Below are 14,658 nucleotides of genomic sequence, written 5' to 3'. Positions count from 1 at the left end.
TAAAGGGGCCCGGTTAAAGGCGGGCTGGTTTCAGGCAGCTTCGCAGACCAGCTTGCCCGAACCCATCGTCTTGACCGTGCAGGTCGCGCGCCCGCGCACGTGGATGTCGCCGCTGCCCAGGATCGAGGCATCCACGGTACCGTCCGACGCGAACCGGCCGCTACCCGACCCGGCGACGTCGGCCTTCGCCGCATCGACCGAGAGGCCGGAAAGATCGGCATTGCCCGATCCGCCGATGGTCAGCGCCAGGTTCCTGGCATGGCCGGCGGCCCGCACGGTGCCCGGACCCAGTACGTCGACCTTGAGCGTGCCGACATCGACGCGGGTGCTATCCACGCTTCCGGAGCCGGCAATGACGACTCTGGCGTCCTCGCCGTGCAGCGCGTCGCTTTGGACAGTGCCCGAGCCCATCAGCACGATCCCCTGCAACGGCGGAACGACCACGTTGATGGTCACGGTGCCGCCTTGGCCGAACCCGTGCTTTTCGCGTGTGATGCCGAGGTTGCCGTCCTTCAGGGTGAAGCGGAGCTGGTCCCGGATCGCCGGATCGCCATCGACGGTAATCGCCAGCCGGTCCCCGCCGGTAACGTGGACGGTATCGGGGCCGAGCAGGGTGATCGTGTCGGGCGCCTTGCCCGAGGTGTCCAGCTCCGCCAGCGGCACGCCGCGGACACCATCGATCGTGACGCGCGCGTCGGACGAACAGCCGGCCAGCGCGGCGCTCAGACCGACGGCGGCTACGCCCGTCAGGGCACGGGCAAGATTGGCGAACATGCGATCTTCTCCACCGGGAGGGAATGTGTATTGCCTGCATACTACACTCCGATCGCCGGTGGCCATGTCGCTCGTCGGCGCGCATCGGCATCTGGACGACGCGAGCGCGGCAACGCAAAAGGGGCCGCCGGCTTCCCGGCGACCCCTTTTGGGGAAACGGGCATGAAACCCGGCCGGACCGTGCGGCCCGGACCGTGGCGTCAGGCGGTTTCGTAATACTTCGGCGCGTACTCGTTCAGGATCGCGAGGATCTTCTTGAGCGCGGCCGGTTCGTCGGTCTTTTCCATCGCCGCCAGTTCGCGGGCGAGGCGGGAAGAGGCCGCTTCGAAGATCTGGCGTTCGGAATAGCTCTGTTCCGGCTGGTCGTCGGCGCGGAACAGGTCGCGCGTGACTTCCGCGATCGAAACGAGATCGCCCGAATTGATCTTGGCTTCGTATTCCTGCGCCCGGCGCGACCACATGGTGCGCTTGACCTTGGGCTTGCCCTTCAGCGTATCCAGCGCTTCGCGCAGCGTCTTGTCCGAAGACAGCTTGCGCATGCCGATGGCTTCGACCTTGTTCACAGGAACGCGCAGCGTCATGCGTTCCTTCTCGAAACGGAGCACGTAAAGCTCCAGCGTCATTCCGGCGATTTCTTCGTTCTGCAGTTCGACCACCCGGCCGACGCCGTGCTTCGGATAGACGACGTAATCCCCAACATCGAAGGCAAGAGCCTTGGCTGCCATTGGTTACCCTTTCGACACGGGCTAGGATGTGGCGGCGGAAGAGGCCCCGGTGCGCGTATTGCGCCCGATGCCCGCATTGCTTCGCGGGCGGCCCTCAACAAGCGGTCTGCGACCCCTTTTTTGTGCTGCCTTTGTGTCCTGCCTTATCTTCGTGAAATGCGACGCATGGCCGGGACCATGCCGCACATGCGAGTATATAACGTTTTTGTGGAAAATTTCCAGTCCCGGCGGAGAATCTCCACCGATCCTTGTTCGTTCCGCCGTCGGGGGCGGGCTTGACGCTACGTCAGCGAAGCGCGTGCAGCGTCGTTTTGGCGATTCCCGCTGCCGACGGGTTGGAAGGGTCGTGGCTGGCCCGATCCTCGGGCAGCGTGGCGATCTGCCTTAGCGCCAGGATCAGCGCTTCGGCCCGCGCGGCGAGTCTTTCCACTTCGTGCTCGGTCACCGAAACGCGATTTTCGAGGAAGGCAATCTTGGACGTTGCCAGCAACGCGCCCGCAAAGAAGCCCACTGTCGCCGACAGGAAAGCGATTCCCGCATAGATTGCGATTTCAGGCATTTCGTTCCGACCCCCGCGAGGTTTTTCCTTATTCGGGGCGGAACGTAATATTCCCCGCGCGCGATGGCGCGGGGATTTCAGTCTGATTCGGATCAGTCCCGAATTGGGGCGGTTACGGGGCGGATCAGCGGATCAGTCGCCCCGGATCAATCGCCCCGCCGGATCAGTCGCCTTCGCCGGGTTCGGCCGAGAAGTACTTGTCGAACTTGCCTTCTTCGCCCTTGTGCTCGTCGGCGTCGGCCGGCGCATCCTTCTTGGCGGTGATGTTCGGCCATTCCGCCGAATACTTGGCGTTCAGCTCAAGCCACTGTTCCAACCCGCTCTCGGTATCGGGCAGGATCGCTTCGGCGGGGCATTCCGGCTCGCACACGCCGCAGTCGATGCACTCGCTGGGGTTGATCACGAGCATGTTCTCGCCCTCGTAGAAGCAGTCCACCGGGCAGACCTCGACGCAGTCCATGAACTTGCAGCGGATGCAGGCGTCGGTCACAACATAAGTCATGGCGTGATTTTCCCTCAGGTACGCGTTTCGGGCCGTGCTAGAGGCGAGGTGGGCCTATCGTCAAGCACCCGATAGCATGCTTGTGCTTCGGGAGCGGGGCCTCGGCGCTCCGGAAGCGCCAGAATCTCGATCACGCGCACCGCCGAACCCAGCGGAACGACGAGAATATCGCCGGCGGAGACGCCCTGGTGCGCGCGCTCCACGCGCCGCCCGTTGAGCCGGATGTGCCCCGCCTGCGCCCAATCCTGCGCCAGCGTGCGCGTTTTGGCGAGGCGCAGGAACCACAGCAGCTTGTCGATCCGCAGCCCGGCGGCCATCAGCGCCCCACCGGTTCGGCCGCCATCCATTGCGCCAGCGCGGCGAAGGCGCTGTCGGGCCGGGCGCGCACGGCTTCGGGCCGGCGTTCCTCGCGCGGGCGCGGGGGGCGCCAGTCCCACAGCGGCGGCGCGGGCGGCCCAGCGGCGCCTGCGGCCAGCGGGCGTGGGGGCCAGGCGCGAAAGCCCGCCGCGCGCAGCAGCGCCGCGTAGCCGGCGGTGGTCAGTCCCATCGACCGCGCCAGCGCCGGATCGAGCGCGAAGCGGCGCGTCCTGCCCCCGGCCGCGCCTCCCGCTCCACGCACGCGGTGGGCGGCCTGGAGCAGCTTTTCAGCTAGATCCACCCGAATCGCCTGGGGTCCGGCGGTGCGATAGCCCACCGGTATCTCCCTACCGCCCCGGATCACGGGCTGCATGGCATCGGGTGGCGTATCGTGGTCCAGCCCCCAGACGCGCGCCAGCGCGCTCCACAGCGTCATCGCGGCGGGCCGCAGCGCGCTCGGCACGTAAAGGTCCAGCGCGCCCACGCGGATGCCGAGCCCGCGCAGCGCGGCGCGCTGGCGATCGTCGAGCCGCTCCAGCCCGGCCTCCGCGCGCGCCATCACGCCGCCGCCTTCCACCAGCTGCAGCAGCAGCGCCCGCAACGTCGGTCCGGAGGCGGGATCGCGCCCGGCTTCGGCAATCTTGCGCAAGGGTTCCAGCGGCTTCTCGCCATGGCGCGCCAGCCATTCGCCCAGCGCGGCTTCCACGCCCTGTCGGACCGGGGAACTCAGCCGGTCGAGCGCCGCGTCGATCCGGATGCGTGGCTCCAGCAGCGTCCGGCCCTTTTCCAGCCGCGCCACCGTGATGCCGTTCCAGCCCAGCGCGCCATCGGCGAGGGTGATTCCCTCCGCCGTTCCGGCATCGCGGACCAGCGCCTGCGCGCGGGTGCCCAGCAGGCCGGGCAAGTGTCGCTCCGCCGCCGCCAGCAGCAGCTTGCGATCCGCCGCGCGCGCCAGCGGATCGACCACGAAGCGGAAGCCTTCGAGGTGACCGATCGCCTCGTCGTCCACCAGCACCGCGCCCGCCTCGTCGAGCCGGACGGGCAGGAGCGCGGCGTCAGCGCCGGTCTTGCGCATCAGCAGCGTGGTGCGGCGGTTGACGAAGCGTTCGGTCAGGCGCGCGTGTAGCGCATCGGACAGCCGCGTTTCCACGGCGCGGGCGCGCGCCGCCATCTCGTCGCGCGCCAGCACCCAGTCGGGCCGCTGCGCGATGTAGGACCAGCTGCGGATCGCCGCGATGCGCCCCTGCAGCGTGTCGATATCGCCAGACGGGTTATCGAGCGCGGCGATCGCCTGCGCCACGTAGTCCGCGCCCAGATAGCCGTGGCGCAGATCCTGCCACAGTCGGGCGACGAAGCGGGCATGGGTTTCGGCGCCCTGCTGGCGGAAATCGGGCAGCGAACAGGCTGCCCAGAAGCGCTGGACCGAACGGCGCCCGCGCACCGTGGCGGCGGTATCCGGCTCCTCCGCCAGCCGTTTCAGCACGGCCAGATCGATCGCCTGCGGCGGTGTGGCCAGTTCGGGCCGGGGCGGCGGGCTTTCCAGATCGGCAATCAGCGTGGCCAGCGAATCGAAGCGCGGCTCCGCCTCGCGCCAGAACAGGCGGGTGAGCGGCGGGAAGCGGTGTTCCTCGATCGCGAAAACTTCCTCGGGGGTGAATTCGGGATCGTGCCCGCCCGTTCCCGCCCCCGTGCCCGCCAGCGTGCCGAAGGTGCCGTCGCGCTGGTGGCGGCCGGCGCGGCCCGCGATCTGCGCCATTTCCGCCGTGGTCAGCCGCCGCTGGCGATGGCCGTCGAACTTGGACAGGCCAGCGAAGGCGACGTGGTGGACATCGAGGTTCAGGCCCATGCCGATCGCGTCGGTGGCGACGAGGTAGTCGACCTCGCCCGCCTGGTACATCGCCACCTGGGCGTTGCGCGTCTGCGGGCTGAGCGCGCCCATGACCACTGCCGCGCCGCCCCGGAAGCGGCGCAGCATTTCGGCCATGGCATAGACCTGTTCGGCCGAGAAGGCGACGATCGCGCTGCGCGGGGGAATGCGCGAGAGCTTCTTCGCGCCGACATGGCTCAGCGTGGAAAAGCGCGGCCGGCCGATCACGTCCGCTTCGGGCACCAGCGCGCGGACCATCGGCTCCAGCGTGGCCGATCCCAGCAGCATGGTTTCCTCGCGTCCGCGCGTATGCAGCAGCCGGTCGGTGAACACGTGCCCGCGCTCGGGATCGGCGGAAAGCTGCGCTTCGTCGAGTGCGACGAAGGCGAGATCGGGGCGCGATGGCATCGCTTCGGCGGTGCAGAGCAGCCAGCGGGCGTCCTTCGGTTCGATCCGCTCCTCGCCGGTGATCAGCGCGACGCGGTCCGCGCCCTTGATCGCGCAGACCCGGTCATAGACCTCGCGCGCCAGCAGGCGCAGCGGAAAGCCGATCGCGCCACTGGAATGGGCGCACAGCCGCTCGATCGCGAGATGGGTCTTGCCGGTGTTGGTCGGGCCAAGCACCGCCTTGACCACACCATCCCCGGCTGTCCCGTGTCGTCTTCCTGGCAGGGGACTGGCCATACAGGGAATGTGGCGGCGGCCGTCCCCCCACGCAAGAAGGCGCCGAGAATTTATCCCCGGCGCCTCCAAAAAGGATTTTCATTCAGGGCCTTGCGGAAGGCCGGTCGAAATTCAGGTTAGGCCGCGCCGAGAATGGTGCTTTTCGAGAACCGGCGCGCAGCGTGCTTGAAGCACGTGAGCACCGGAAGCGCAGAAAAGTGCCGTTCGCAGGCCGGCATGGGCTGAATTTCGGCTGGCCTTAGCCGTCGTAGTCGGCGCCGAGCGATGTATTCCGCACCGGCGCGGCGGCGGTGATGCGCAGGGCTTCGGCCGACTGCGACAGCGAGCCGATTTCATCGACTTCATCGTCGTCATCGGGCAGCACGCGCTGGAGCGACTGGATCACGTTTTCCTTGAGCACGGTCGGGCGAACGGTCTCGTCCGCGATTTCGCGCAGGGCAACCACGGGGTTCTTGTCGCGGTCGCGGTCAACGGTCAGCTCGGCGCCGCCCGAAATCGCGCGGGCGCGCTCGGCGGCCAGCAGGACGAGATCGAAACGGTTGGGAACCTTGTCGACGCAATCTTCGACGGTAACGCGCGCCATTCGGGCACTCCGGAATATTGGAAAGGACGGAAAGAGCCGCAGCTAGGCGCGGGGTGTGGAAAAGTCAAGGAAATCGGGAAAGCGAGACCGGGTGCTGCATCATTCGTCGTTGTAGCTGTGGCCGGCCAACGCGTCGGGGGCGAGATCGCTGAACTTGGTGATGCGCGATTCGAAGCGCAGGCGCACCTTGCCGGTCGAGCCGTGGCGCTGCTTGGCCACGATCAGTTCGGCCAGGCCATAGACGCGCTCCATTTCCGCCTGCCAGGCGGCGTGGGCTTCCTGGATCTTCATGTCGTCGCTGCCCTGCGGCACCTTGGGTTCGCGCGCGGCGACGTAGTAATCCTCGCGGAACACGAACCAGACCATGTCCGCGTCCTGCTCGATCGAGCCCGATTCGCGCAGGTCCGACAGCATCGGTCGCTTGTCGTCGCGCTGTTCGACCGCGCGGCTAAGCTGTGACAGTGCGATCACCGGGACCGAAAGCTCCTTGGCCAGCGTCTTCAGGCCGCGGCTGATTTCCGAGATTTCGTTGACGCGGTTGTCGCTGCGGCCTGATCCCTGGAGAAGCTGGAGGTAGTCGACGATGATCAGGCCGATGTCGTGCCGGCGCTTCAATCGCCGCGCCCGCGTACGCAGGCTGCCGATGGTCAGGGCCGGTGTGTCGTCAATATAGAGCGGCAGTTCGGCCAGGCGCTGGCTGGCGAACGAAAGCTGCTGGAAATCCTCGCGGCTGATGCGGCCCATGCGCAGCGCTTCGGAACTGATGCCCGATTGTTCGGCCAGAATACGCGTGGCGAGCTGGTCCGCGCTCATTTCCAGGCTGAAAAAGGCCACCGCCGCGCCGACCGAATCCTTGGTGGCGATGCCATCGGCCTGGTCGCGCCGCAGCCGGTCGGCCGAATTGAACGCGATGTTGGTGACGAGCGAGGTCTTGCCCATGCCCGGGCGGCCGGCGAGGATGATGAGGTCCGAATCGTGCAACCCGCCGATCTTCTCGTTCACCGAGGTAAGGCCGGTGGTCTTGCCCGAGATGTGGCCGCCCGAAAGCAGCGCCTTCTCGATCATTTCCAGCGAGGTGCGCGTGGCCATGCCGAAGCTCTGCGCCTCGCTGCCGGTCTGCGCGCCTTCGGCCACGGCATAGAGCGCGGCTTCGGCGCGTTCGATCTGTTCGAGCGGCGCGACCGAATTGCTGGTGTCGCGCGCGCCTTCGACGAGGTTGCGGCCCACCGCCATCAGTTCGCGCAGCAGGGCGAGGTCATAGACCTGTTCGGCCAGTTCGCGCGGGGCGAGCAGGCCCTGTCCGTCCGCCGTCAGCCGCGCGAGATAGGCGGTGCCGCCCAGTTCCTTCAGCCCTTCGTCGCTTTCGAAATAGGGCTTGAGCGTGACCGGCGTGACCACCGCCTTGCGATCGACCAGCGCGAGGATGCGCTCATAGACGCGGCCGTGGACCGGCGCGAAGAAATGCTCGGGCTTCAGCGGGGTGGCGAGTTCTTCCAGAATCCGGTTGTCGATCAGCACCGCGCCCAGAAACGCGGCTTCCGCCTCGACGTTGGAGGGGAGGGTGCGAATCTCTTCGGGTTCGCGCAGGAGGATCGCTTCACTTGCCGACATGACACACCAATGGCGCAGGGAGACGGGTCGCCGCAAGACGCGGTGTGGCCCGAATGCCGCCTGAATTTACCCACAGCCTGTGGACTGCGCAAATCTCTTGCCGCGCCTTGCCGCGTCTGCGAAATAGCCTGCCCCATGGCGGACCCGCGCATCTCGCATATCGAGCTCGACGAGGCGACGATCCTCTGGCGCAATGCCGATATCGAGCAGGAACGCCGGATCGCGATCTTCGATCTGATCGAGGAAAACACCTTCCGTCCGATCCGCGCGTTCGAGGCCGGGCATACCGGTCCCTATCGCCTGCGCCTGTCGGTGGAGGACGGGCGGCTGGCGCTGGTCATCGCCGACGAACAGGAAAATCTGCTCGAAACGATCATCCTCGGTCTGGGGCGGTTCCGCCGGCCGATCCGCGACTATTTCGCGATCTGCGATTCGTACTACCAGGCCATCCGTCGGGCGACCGCGCAGGAGATCGAGACGATCGACATGGCCCGGCGCGGTGTTCACAACGATGCGGCCGAAATGCTGCTGGAACGGCTCGACGGCAAGGTGGAGACGGACTTCGCCACGGCCCGCCGGCTCTTTACCTTGATCTGCGTCCTCCATATCAGGGGCTAGAGGGACCGGGGTCGCGGGATACGGATTTCATGGCGAAGGCGAAGAAAACGGCGCTGCGGCGCTGGCTGGCGGCATTGCTGCTGGTCGTGATGATCGCCATCGGCCTGGGCTGGTGGAAGGCGCGCACCTGGATGCCCGATCGCGCGCACTATCCGGTACAAGGCGCCTGGATCGATGAGCATGACGCACCGGTCGACTGGCGCATCCTCCACGCCCGCGGCGCCGACTTCGTCTATCTGACGGCCAGCGAAGGCCCCGGACGCCGCGACGCCGCCTTCGCGTCCGGGCTGGACGCGGCGCGCGCGCAGGGGATGCAGGTGGGCGCGGTGCATGTCTATGACCTGTGCGCCCCGGCTGATGCGCAGGCGGCCAATTTCGTCACCACCGTCCCGCGCGACGCCAAGCTGCTGCCGCCGGCGGTCGTGCTCGACATCGATTCGCGCAGCTGCCCCGATGCGCCGGGCGAAGCCGCCCTGCAGAGCGAGCTGACGACGTTCCTCAACCAGATGGAAATGCACGCGGGCAAGCCGGCGATCCTGATGCTGTCGCGCGGGTTCGAAAGCCGCTATCACCTCGCCGCCATGATCGATCGCAACATCTGGGTCCGCCAGGATCTCCTCGTGCCGGGCTATGCCAAACGGCCGTGGGTGATGTGGACGGCGACGAGCCGCCTGCGCACCGATGCCGCGCCGGGACCGTTGCGCTGGGTGGCGGTGCAGCCATGACGAACATTGTGTCGCCCGATCTTGCTCCCGGCGCGCGCGAGGCGCTGGTCGCGGCCGCGCGGACGGCGGTCGATACCGCCTATGCGCCCTATTCGGACTTCCACGTCGGCGCGGCGCTGCTGTTCGAGGACGGCGCGATCGTGACCGGGGCGAACGTGGAGAACGCCAGCTATGGCCTGTCGCTCTGCGCCGAGACGGTTGCCTGCGCGATCGCCAGCCATGCCGGGCGGCGCGGCGGTCTGGTCGCGGTGGCGGTGATGGGCGGGGCCGGCGGAGCGGTCGACGCGGCGATCACGCCGTGCGGGCGCTGCCGGCAGGTGCTCAACGAACTGGCCGCGCTGGGCGGCACCGATCCGCTGGTGCTGTGCGTGGGCACGCGCGACGTGATCGAGGTGCGGCTCTCGGCGCTCTTGCCGCATGCTTTCGGTCCGGCCAGTTTGGTATAAAGGCAGTTTGGCCTGAACAGGATTTATCGGGGAATCAACGTGGCCATTCTTTCCGACAAGTGGATTCGCGACAAGGCGCAGCGCGAGGGCATGATCGAGCCGTTCGTGGAAAGCCAGCGGCGGGAAGGCTGCATCAGCTATGGCCTGTCCTCCTATGGCTACGACGCGCGCGTGGCGGACGAGTTCAAGATCTTCACCAACGTCGATTCGGCGGTGGTGGACCCCAAGGACTTTGCGTCCAACTCGTTCGTGGATCGCAAGACCGACGTCTGCGTGATCCCGCCCAACAGCTTCGCGCTGGCCCGCACGGTCGAATATTTCCGCGTGCCGCGCGATGTGCTGGTGATCTGCCTCGGCAAATCGACTTATGCCCGCTGCGGCATCATCGTGAACGTCACCCCGCTGGAGCCAGGCTGGGAAGGCCACGTCACGCTGGAATTCTCCAACACCACGCCGCTCCCGGCCAAAATCTACGCCAACGAGGGCGCGTGCCAGTTCCTGTTCCTGCAGGGGAACGAGCCGTGCGAGGTCAGCTATGCCGACCGCGCGGGGAAGTACATGGGCCAGCGCGGGGTGACCCTGCCCCGGCTTTAATCTCCGCGCCTGCAATCGCTGCGGCAACTGTCCTGTTGCTTTCCGGAACGGGGCCGATCACCATCCCGCCCATAACGAACCGAAAAAGGGGATGGGATGATGGGTGCCAGGGCGGATCGGCCGTTCGACATCGTGGTCTATGGCGCGACCGGGTTTACCGGGCGGCTCGTGGCGCAGTACCTAGCGCGGGCCTATGGACAGGAAGGGCCGCGCTGGGCGATGGCCGGGCGCAGCGCCGGCAAGCTCGCCGAGGTGCGCGACGCGATCGACGCGCCGATCAATACGCCGCTGATCGTGGCCGATGCCGGCGATCCCGCCAGCCTCACGGCCATGGCGGAACAGACGCGCGTGGTGGTGACGACGGTCGGCCCCTACCAGCTCTATGGCGAACCGGTGCTGGCCGCCTGCATCGCGGCGGGAACCGACTATGCCGACTTGTGCGGCGAGCCGGTGTGGATGCGCCAGATGGTGGACAAGTACGACGCGGAAGCGAAGCGCACCGGAGCGCGGGTGAGCTTCTCCTCGGGCTTCGATTCGATCCCGTTCGATCTGGGCGTGCTGATGCTGCAAAAGGAGGCCGTGGCCCGCTTCGGGGCGACCTCGCCGCGCGTGAAAGGGCGGGTCCGGGGGATGAAGGGCGGCGCTTCGGGCGGAACCGCGGCCAGCCTCAAGGCCACGCTCGCCACGCTGGGCCAGCATCCAGAACTGATTCCCTGGATGACCAGCGCCTTCGGCCTGACGCCGGGTTTCGAAGGGCCGCCGCAGCCCGCTGGCGACAAGCCGCAATACGATGAGACGCTGGGATCGTGGGAAGCGCCATTCATCATGGCGACGATCAACACCAAGAACGTCCACCGCACCAACCGGTTGCTCGGGCACCCCTATGGCCAGGACTTCGTCTATGACGAAATGATCCTGACAGGCCCCGGCGACCAGGGGAAGGCCGTGGCCGAGCATATCGCCACCACGCCGATGATCGGCCGGCCCGATGATCCGCAGCCGGGCGAAGGCCCGTCGCAGGAAGAACGCGAAAACGGCTTCTACGACGTGCTGTTCGTGGGCGAGATGCCCGACGGGCGGACGATCCGCTATGGCGTCAAGGGGCGCTACGATCCGGGCTATGGCTCCACCAGCCGGATGCTGGCGGAAACCGGCATCGCGCTGCTGTCCTGCGCGGCGGACGGCGGGATCGCCACGCCGGGCGCGCTGCTGGGCGAAGCGCTGGTGGCGCGGTTGCGCGCGCACGCCGAGATCGCCTTCGCGGTGGAGGACTGAGCGACACCGGCGATCAAGCCCGCCGTCCGCTGTTGAGGGGGATCGCGGACGGCGGGCTCTCGCGCCGCGTCATGCGGCGGAGACTTGCGTGGAGGCTTCCTCGTAGGCCTGGGCTTCGGCCGCGATCAGGATGTCGGCCAGCATCCAGTAGGCTTCGCCCCAGGCGGCGAGCACGTCGTCGGTGGCCACGTCCGCGCCCACCACGTCGCGGATCGCCGGCAGCAGGGCTTCGGCCACCAGCGGATAGTGTTCCGCCTTGACGCCGGTTTCGACGTGCCTGGTCACCATCCGCTGCACCGCCGGGCCAAGGTTGCCCAGCTTGTCGATGTTCCGGGCATAGGCCAGGATCGCCCCGGCCAGCCGGCGCGGCTGTTCGCCGCTGTCCTGCGCGGCCTGGTCGAACATCGCTGCGACTTCCGCATTTCGGAACAGCCGCGCGTACATCGCGGTGGTGATCTCAAGGCCGTGCTTTTCGATGACGGGGGCCGTGGCCTTGACGATGGCCTTGGCCTGTTCGGAAGCGGTGCGCATGGCGGGATCTCCTTAAAACAAGTATTAAAAATACCGGTATTGGAAATGCTTGATTCGGGCAAGCGAAAATCCGACATGATCGAACGATGCAACTGACCCAGCATACGGATTTCGGCCTGCGCCTGTTGATCGTGCTTGCCCGGCGAGAAGGCGAAGCCGTTTCGGTTCCGGCCTTTGCCGCCGAACAGGGGCTTTCGCCCCACCATGTCGCCAAGGTCGCGCAGGCGCTGGTGCACGAAGGCTTCGCCCGCAGCCTGCGCGGGCGCGGCGGCGGCATCGCCCTGGCGCGCCCGGCGGACGGGATCAACGTGGGCGCGGTGGTGCGCGCGCTGGAACGGGGCATGAAGCTGGCCGATTGCGCCCGCTGCGCGCTGCGCGCCGATTGCACGCTGAGCGGCGTTCTGGCCGAAGCGCTGGAGGCGTTCCTCGCCGTGCTCGACCGCTATTCGCTGGCGGACATCGCCCGCCCCGGCGCCCCGGCCTTCGCGCCGTGGAGCGTGGCGGAGCCTGCCGCGCGCCCTTGCGGTTAGGGGCCTGCGCTCAGGGCTTCTTGAGCGCTGCGATGCAGGCGGCGCGATCGACGTCGCGGCCATCGCCGCGCCGCGCGTCGACATAGGTCGCGGTCTGCCGCCCGCCCTGCGCGGGGGGATAGAGGAAGACGTCGAGAATGCAGGCCGATCCCGACCATTGCAGCTTGCGCGCGTCTTCCTCGCGAATGTCGAGCCGGGGCGGCCCGAACAGGCGCGATAGCTGCTGCGCGTCGGCGCCGATCACCGATTCGAGGCCGGGCGCGGTCTGGATCTGCGCGGCGGGGCGCGGTGGCGGATGGCCGACGCTGCGGATGGTCGCGGCCTTGCCCGTCCCGCTGATCTGCGCGCCGGTTCCGCCGCCGCAGGCCGCGAGCAGCAGGGTCGTCACAAGCACGGCCTGATTACGGCGCATCGGAAACTCCAGTATGGCGGCGCAGGACCAGATGCGTCGCCGTCGCCGCGCCGATCACCGGCGCGACAAGGTTGAGGAAAGGCACGGCGAGCAATCCGGCCACGGTCCCGCCCAGCAGCAACCGCTGCCACGCGGGCGGCGGGGCGGCGGGGGTTCCCGCGGCGTCGCGGTGGCGCAGCCGGACCATGTCGGTCAGTTCCCGCCCCAGCAGCACGGCATTGACCACAAAGAACACCAGCGCCGGGCCAAGGCCGGTGACCAGCAGCACCACCGCAACCGGCAGCGCGGCCAGGTTCCACATTACCGATCGCACCAGCCCGCGCAGCGCCTGCCGGGCTTCGGCGCGCCAGCCCAGCGGCCGTGCCGTGGCGGCGAGGGCGGGGTAATGGCGCGCTTCCACGGCTGCGACGACCTCGTCCGCGAAGAACTGGACCACCGCGATCGCCACCAGCCGGAACAGCAGCCAAACCCCGATCAGCACGATCACGCCCGCGATCAGCACGCGCAGGGTCTGCGTGCCGCTGGCCAGATCGTCGCGCAGGCCGGACGCGATGAACGCCGTGTCGAGACCCCACCAGCCCAGCGCGCCCAGCACCACGAACAGGGCGAGCGTGACGAGCGCGCTTTTCCCCAGCACCCGCAGGATGCGCCGGTCGGCAAGCTGGCCCAAGGAAAGCCCCAAAGCGGAAAGCATGGACGCCGGATCGCCCGGCGGCGCGCGGCTGTCAACCGGGAGACGGAACCGCTCGTCCTCTGTTGTCGCCGGGTCAGCGCACTTGCGGCGCGGCAAACAGCCCGCTAGGGCCGCGCCGCCTGCCGTTCCCCGATCGGCCCCTCATTCATGGAGCTTGCGGATGACCGCTCCCGCTACCGACGTAATCGCCATCGGCAATGCCATCGTCGATGTCATGGCCCCCGCGCAGGATGCGGATATCGAACGGCTGGGCCTCGCCAAGGGCGGGATGACGCTGGTCGATGCCGATCGCGCGCGCGAACTCTATGACGCGATGGGGCCGGCGCGCGAGATTTCGGGCGGTTCGGCGGCGAATACGCTGGCCGGGCTGGCGGCGCTGGGGGCGACCTGCGGCTTCATCGGCCAGGTGGCGCAGGACCAGCTGGGCGAGGTGTTCGCGCACGACATCCGCGCCGGTGGCATCGCCTTCGCCACGCCCGCGCGCGAAAGCGAGCCGCCGACGGCGCGCTGCCTGATCTTCGTAACGCCCGATGGCCAGCGCACGATGAACACGTTTCTGGGCGCGTCGCAGTTCCTCCCCGCCGAAGCGCTGGACGAAGCGGTGATCGCCGATGCCGCGGTGCTCTATCTCGAAGGCTACCTGTGGGACCCGGAAGAGCCGCGCAAGGCCATGCGCCGCGCCATCGCCGCCGCGCGTACGGCCGGGCGCAAGGTGGCCTTCACACTGTCCGACGCGTTCGTGATCGCGCGCCACGGCGACGATTTCCGCGCGCTGATCGAAGCGGGCCAGATCGACATTCTCTTCGCCAACGAACACGAACTGGCGGCGCTGACCGGCATTGCGGATTTCCACGAAGGCATCGCCTCGCTCGCGGCGAAGGTGCCGACGGTGGTGGTCACGCGCAGCGAAAAGGGCGCGCACGCGGTGAGCGGCAGCGAGCAGGCCCACGTTCCCGCCGAACCGATCGAGCAGGTGGTGGACACCACCGGCGCGGGCGATCTCTTCGCCGCCGGCTTCCTGTTCGGCCACGTGCGCGGACGCTCGCTGGAGGATTGCCTGCGGCTGGGCGCGATCTGCGCCGCCGAAGTGATCTCGCACTACGGCGCGCGGCCCGAAGCGGACCTCAAGCAGCTCGTCGCCGCGCGGATGGGCTGAACCGCCGGGCTGGCC

18 protein-coding genes are annotated in these 14,658 nt (G+C 68.0%); 7 read left to right on the top strand and 11 right to left on the bottom strand.

What is annotated here, in order from left to right; all coding sequences use genetic code 11:
• Positions 1–30: 30 nt before the first annotated feature.
• From FA702_RS11270 to FA702_RS11235, 8 genes are all read right to left on the bottom strand, one after another.
• The gene (locus FA702_RS11270) at positions 31–774 is read right to left on the bottom strand and encodes a head GIN domain-containing protein (RefSeq protein WP_168196053.1); all 744 of its coding nucleotides are present in this window, start codon (positions 772–774) and stop codon (positions 31–33) included.
• Between the two features lie 200 nt (positions 775–974).
• The gene (locus tag FA702_RS11265) at positions 975–1,499 is read right to left on the bottom strand and encodes a CarD family transcriptional regulator (RefSeq protein WP_124810388.1); all 525 of its coding nucleotides are present in this window, start codon (positions 1,497–1,499) and stop codon (positions 975–977) included.
• Between the two features lie 286 nt (positions 1,500–1,785).
• Complete coding sequence (locus tag FA702_RS11260; protein WP_136956215.1) at positions 1,786–2,058, bottom strand: hypothetical protein; 273 nt, start codon at positions 2,056–2,058, stop codon at positions 1,786–1,788.
• A gap of 163 nt (positions 2,059–2,221) precedes the next feature.
• Positions 2,222–2,560 carry a ferredoxin FdxA gene (gene fdxA / locus FA702_RS11255; protein WP_011443786.1) on the bottom strand — a complete coding sequence of 113 codons (339 nt, stop codon included), beginning with the start codon at positions 2,558–2,560 and terminating at the stop codon, positions 2,222–2,224.
• Positions 2,561–2,574: 14 nt separating this feature from the next.
• Positions 2,575–2,877 carry an RNA-binding S4 domain-containing protein gene (locus tag FA702_RS11250; protein ID WP_168196052.1) on the bottom strand — a complete coding sequence of 101 codons (303 nt, stop codon included), beginning with the start codon at positions 2,875–2,877 and terminating at the stop codon, positions 2,575–2,577.
• Entirely contained in the window at positions 2,877–5,468 is a 2,592-nt protein-coding gene (locus tag FA702_RS11245; RefSeq protein WP_136956214.1) for a helicase-related protein, read from the bottom strand. Before FA702_RS11245 ends, FA702_RS11250 begins: the two co-directional genes overlap by 1 nt.
• Before the next feature lie 238 nt (positions 5,469–5,706).
• Positions 5,707–6,051 (bottom strand): DNA-directed RNA polymerase subunit omega, encoded by a 345-nt coding sequence (rpoZ, locus tag FA702_RS11240; RefSeq protein ID WP_124811296.1) that lies wholly within the window; start codon positions 6,049–6,051, stop codon positions 5,707–5,709.
• Positions 6,052–6,150: 99 nt separating this feature from the next.
• Entirely contained in the window at positions 6,151–7,662 is a 1,512-nt protein-coding gene (locus tag FA702_RS11235; RefSeq protein ID WP_136956213.1) for a replicative DNA helicase, read from the bottom strand.
• 135 nt (positions 7,663–7,797) lie between these two features.
• Here FA702_RS11235 and FA702_RS11230 point away from each other — a divergent pair, with 135 nt between their 5' ends.
• The 5 genes from FA702_RS11230 (at position 7,798) to FA702_RS11210 (ending at position 11,320) form a co-directional block, all read left to right on the top strand.
• On the top strand, positions 7,798–8,280 hold the full coding sequence (locus FA702_RS11230; protein WP_136956212.1) for a UPF0262 family protein: 483 nt from the start codon (positions 7,798–7,800) through the stop codon (positions 8,278–8,280).
• Positions 8,281–8,309: 29 nt separating this feature from the next.
• Positions 8,310–9,005: a glycoside hydrolase family 25 protein gene (locus FA702_RS11225; RefSeq protein WP_136956211.1), complete on the top strand. Its 696-nt coding sequence runs from the start codon at positions 8,310–8,312 to the stop codon at positions 9,003–9,005.
• Positions 9,002–9,451, top strand: a complete 450-nt coding sequence (locus FA702_RS11220) for a cytidine deaminase (protein ID WP_136956210.1) — start codon at positions 9,002–9,004, stop codon at positions 9,449–9,451. Before FA702_RS11225 ends, FA702_RS11220 begins: the two co-directional genes overlap by 4 nt.
• Before the next feature lie 39 nt (positions 9,452–9,490).
• On the top strand, positions 9,491–10,045 hold the full coding sequence (dcd, locus tag FA702_RS11215; RefSeq protein ID WP_124811301.1) for a dCTP deaminase: 555 nt from the start codon (positions 9,491–9,493) through the stop codon (positions 10,043–10,045).
• A gap of 96 nt (positions 10,046–10,141) precedes the next feature.
• Positions 10,142–11,320, top strand: a complete 1,179-nt coding sequence (locus FA702_RS11210) for a trans-acting enoyl reductase family protein (RefSeq protein WP_255504538.1) — start codon at positions 10,142–10,144, stop codon at positions 11,318–11,320.
• A 69-nt stretch (positions 11,321–11,389) separates the two neighbouring features.
• On the opposite strand, the gene FA702_RS11205 is transcribed toward FA702_RS11210, so the two are convergent.
• A complete protein-coding gene (locus FA702_RS11205; protein ID WP_136956209.1) occupies positions 11,390–11,851 on the bottom strand; it encodes a globin domain-containing protein in 462 nt (153 codons plus the stop codon).
• A gap of 86 nt (positions 11,852–11,937) precedes the next feature.
• Between FA702_RS11205 and FA702_RS11200 the strand changes: the two genes are divergently transcribed.
• Positions 11,938–12,381, top strand: a complete 444-nt coding sequence (locus FA702_RS11200) for an Rrf2 family transcriptional regulator (RefSeq protein WP_124811303.1) — start codon at positions 11,938–11,940, stop codon at positions 12,379–12,381.
• A gap of 10 nt (positions 12,382–12,391) precedes the next feature.
• Here the strand turns inward: FA702_RS11200 and FA702_RS11195 are convergent, their stop codons facing one another.
• Complete coding sequence (locus FA702_RS11195) at positions 12,392–12,793, bottom strand: hypothetical protein (RefSeq protein WP_136956208.1); 402 nt, start codon at positions 12,791–12,793, stop codon at positions 12,392–12,394.
• Positions 12,783–13,487: an EI24 domain-containing protein gene (locus tag FA702_RS11190; RefSeq protein WP_136956207.1), complete on the bottom strand. Its 705-nt coding sequence runs from the start codon at positions 13,485–13,487 to the stop codon at positions 12,783–12,785. The genes FA702_RS11195 and FA702_RS11190 overlap by 11 nt, the downstream gene beginning before the upstream one ends.
• Before the next feature lie 160 nt (positions 13,488–13,647).
• On the opposite strand from FA702_RS11190, the gene FA702_RS11185 reads away from it, so the two are divergent.
• Positions 13,648–14,643: an adenosine kinase gene (locus FA702_RS11185; RefSeq protein WP_136956206.1), complete on the top strand. Its 996-nt coding sequence runs from the start codon at positions 13,648–13,650 to the stop codon at positions 14,641–14,643.
• Positions 14,644–14,658: the final 15 nt, after the last annotated feature.

Source organism: Novosphingobium sp. EMRT-2, from assembly GCF_005145025.1.
Lineage (GTDB): Bacteria > Pseudomonadota > Alphaproteobacteria > Sphingomonadales > Sphingomonadaceae > Novosphingobium.
Note: the sequence above shows the minus strand (reverse complement) of the source record. Positions and strands in the feature narration are given on the sequence as shown.

Bases quoted from the DNA above. Each gene is read 5' to 3' on its own strand.
- FA702_RS11270 (WP_168196053.1), bottom strand. From the start codon at position 774: ATGTTCGCCAATCTTGCCCGTGCCCTGACGGGCGTAGCCGCCGTCGGT.
- FA702_RS11265 (WP_124810388.1), bottom strand. From the start codon at position 1,499: ATGGCAGCCAAGGCTCTTGCCTTCGATGTTGGGGATTACGTCGTCTAT.
- FA702_RS11260 (WP_136956215.1), bottom strand. From the start codon at position 2,058: ATGCCTGAAATCGCAATCTATGCGGGAATCGCTTTCCTGTCGGCGACA.
- fdxA (WP_011443786.1), bottom strand. From the start codon at position 2,560: ATGACTTATGTTGTGACCGACGCCTGCATCCGCTGCAAGTTCATGGAC.
- FA702_RS11250 (WP_168196052.1), bottom strand. From the start codon at position 2,877: ATGGCCGCCGGGCTGCGGATCGACAAGCTGCTGTGGTTCCTGCGCCTC.
- FA702_RS11245 (WP_136956214.1), bottom strand. From the start codon at position 5,468: ATGGCCAGTCCCCTGCCAGGAAGACGACACGGGACAGCCGGGGATGGT.
- rpoZ (WP_124811296.1), bottom strand. From the start codon at position 6,051: ATGGCGCGCGTTACCGTCGAAGATTGCGTCGACAAGGTTCCCAACCGT.
- FA702_RS11235 (WP_136956213.1), bottom strand. From the start codon at position 7,662: ATGTCGGCAAGTGAAGCGATCCTCCTGCGCGAACCCGAAGAGATTCGC.
- FA702_RS11230 (WP_136956212.1), top strand. From the start codon at position 7,798: ATGGCGGACCCGCGCATCTCGCATATCGAGCTCGACGAGGCGACGATC.
- FA702_RS11225 (WP_136956211.1), top strand. From the start codon at position 8,310: ATGGCGAAGGCGAAGAAAACGGCGCTGCGGCGCTGGCTGGCGGCATTG.
- FA702_RS11220 (WP_136956210.1), top strand. From the start codon at position 9,002: ATGACGAACATTGTGTCGCCCGATCTTGCTCCCGGCGCGCGCGAGGCG.
- FA702_RS11210 (WP_255504538.1), top strand. From the start codon at position 10,142: ATGATGGGTGCCAGGGCGGATCGGCCGTTCGACATCGTGGTCTATGGC.
- FA702_RS11205 (WP_136956209.1), bottom strand. From the start codon at position 11,851: ATGCGCACCGCTTCCGAACAGGCCAAGGCCATCGTCAAGGCCACGGCC.
- FA702_RS11200 (WP_124811303.1), top strand. From the start codon at position 11,938: ATGCAACTGACCCAGCATACGGATTTCGGCCTGCGCCTGTTGATCGTG.
- FA702_RS11195 (WP_136956208.1), bottom strand. From the start codon at position 12,793: ATGCGCCGTAATCAGGCCGTGCTTGTGACGACCCTGCTGCTCGCGGCC.
- FA702_RS11190 (WP_136956207.1), bottom strand. From the start codon at position 13,487: ATGCTTTCCGCTTTGGGGCTTTCCTTGGGCCAGCTTGCCGACCGGCGC.
- FA702_RS11185 (WP_136956206.1), top strand. From the start codon at position 13,648: ATGACCGCTCCCGCTACCGACGTAATCGCCATCGGCAATGCCATCGTC.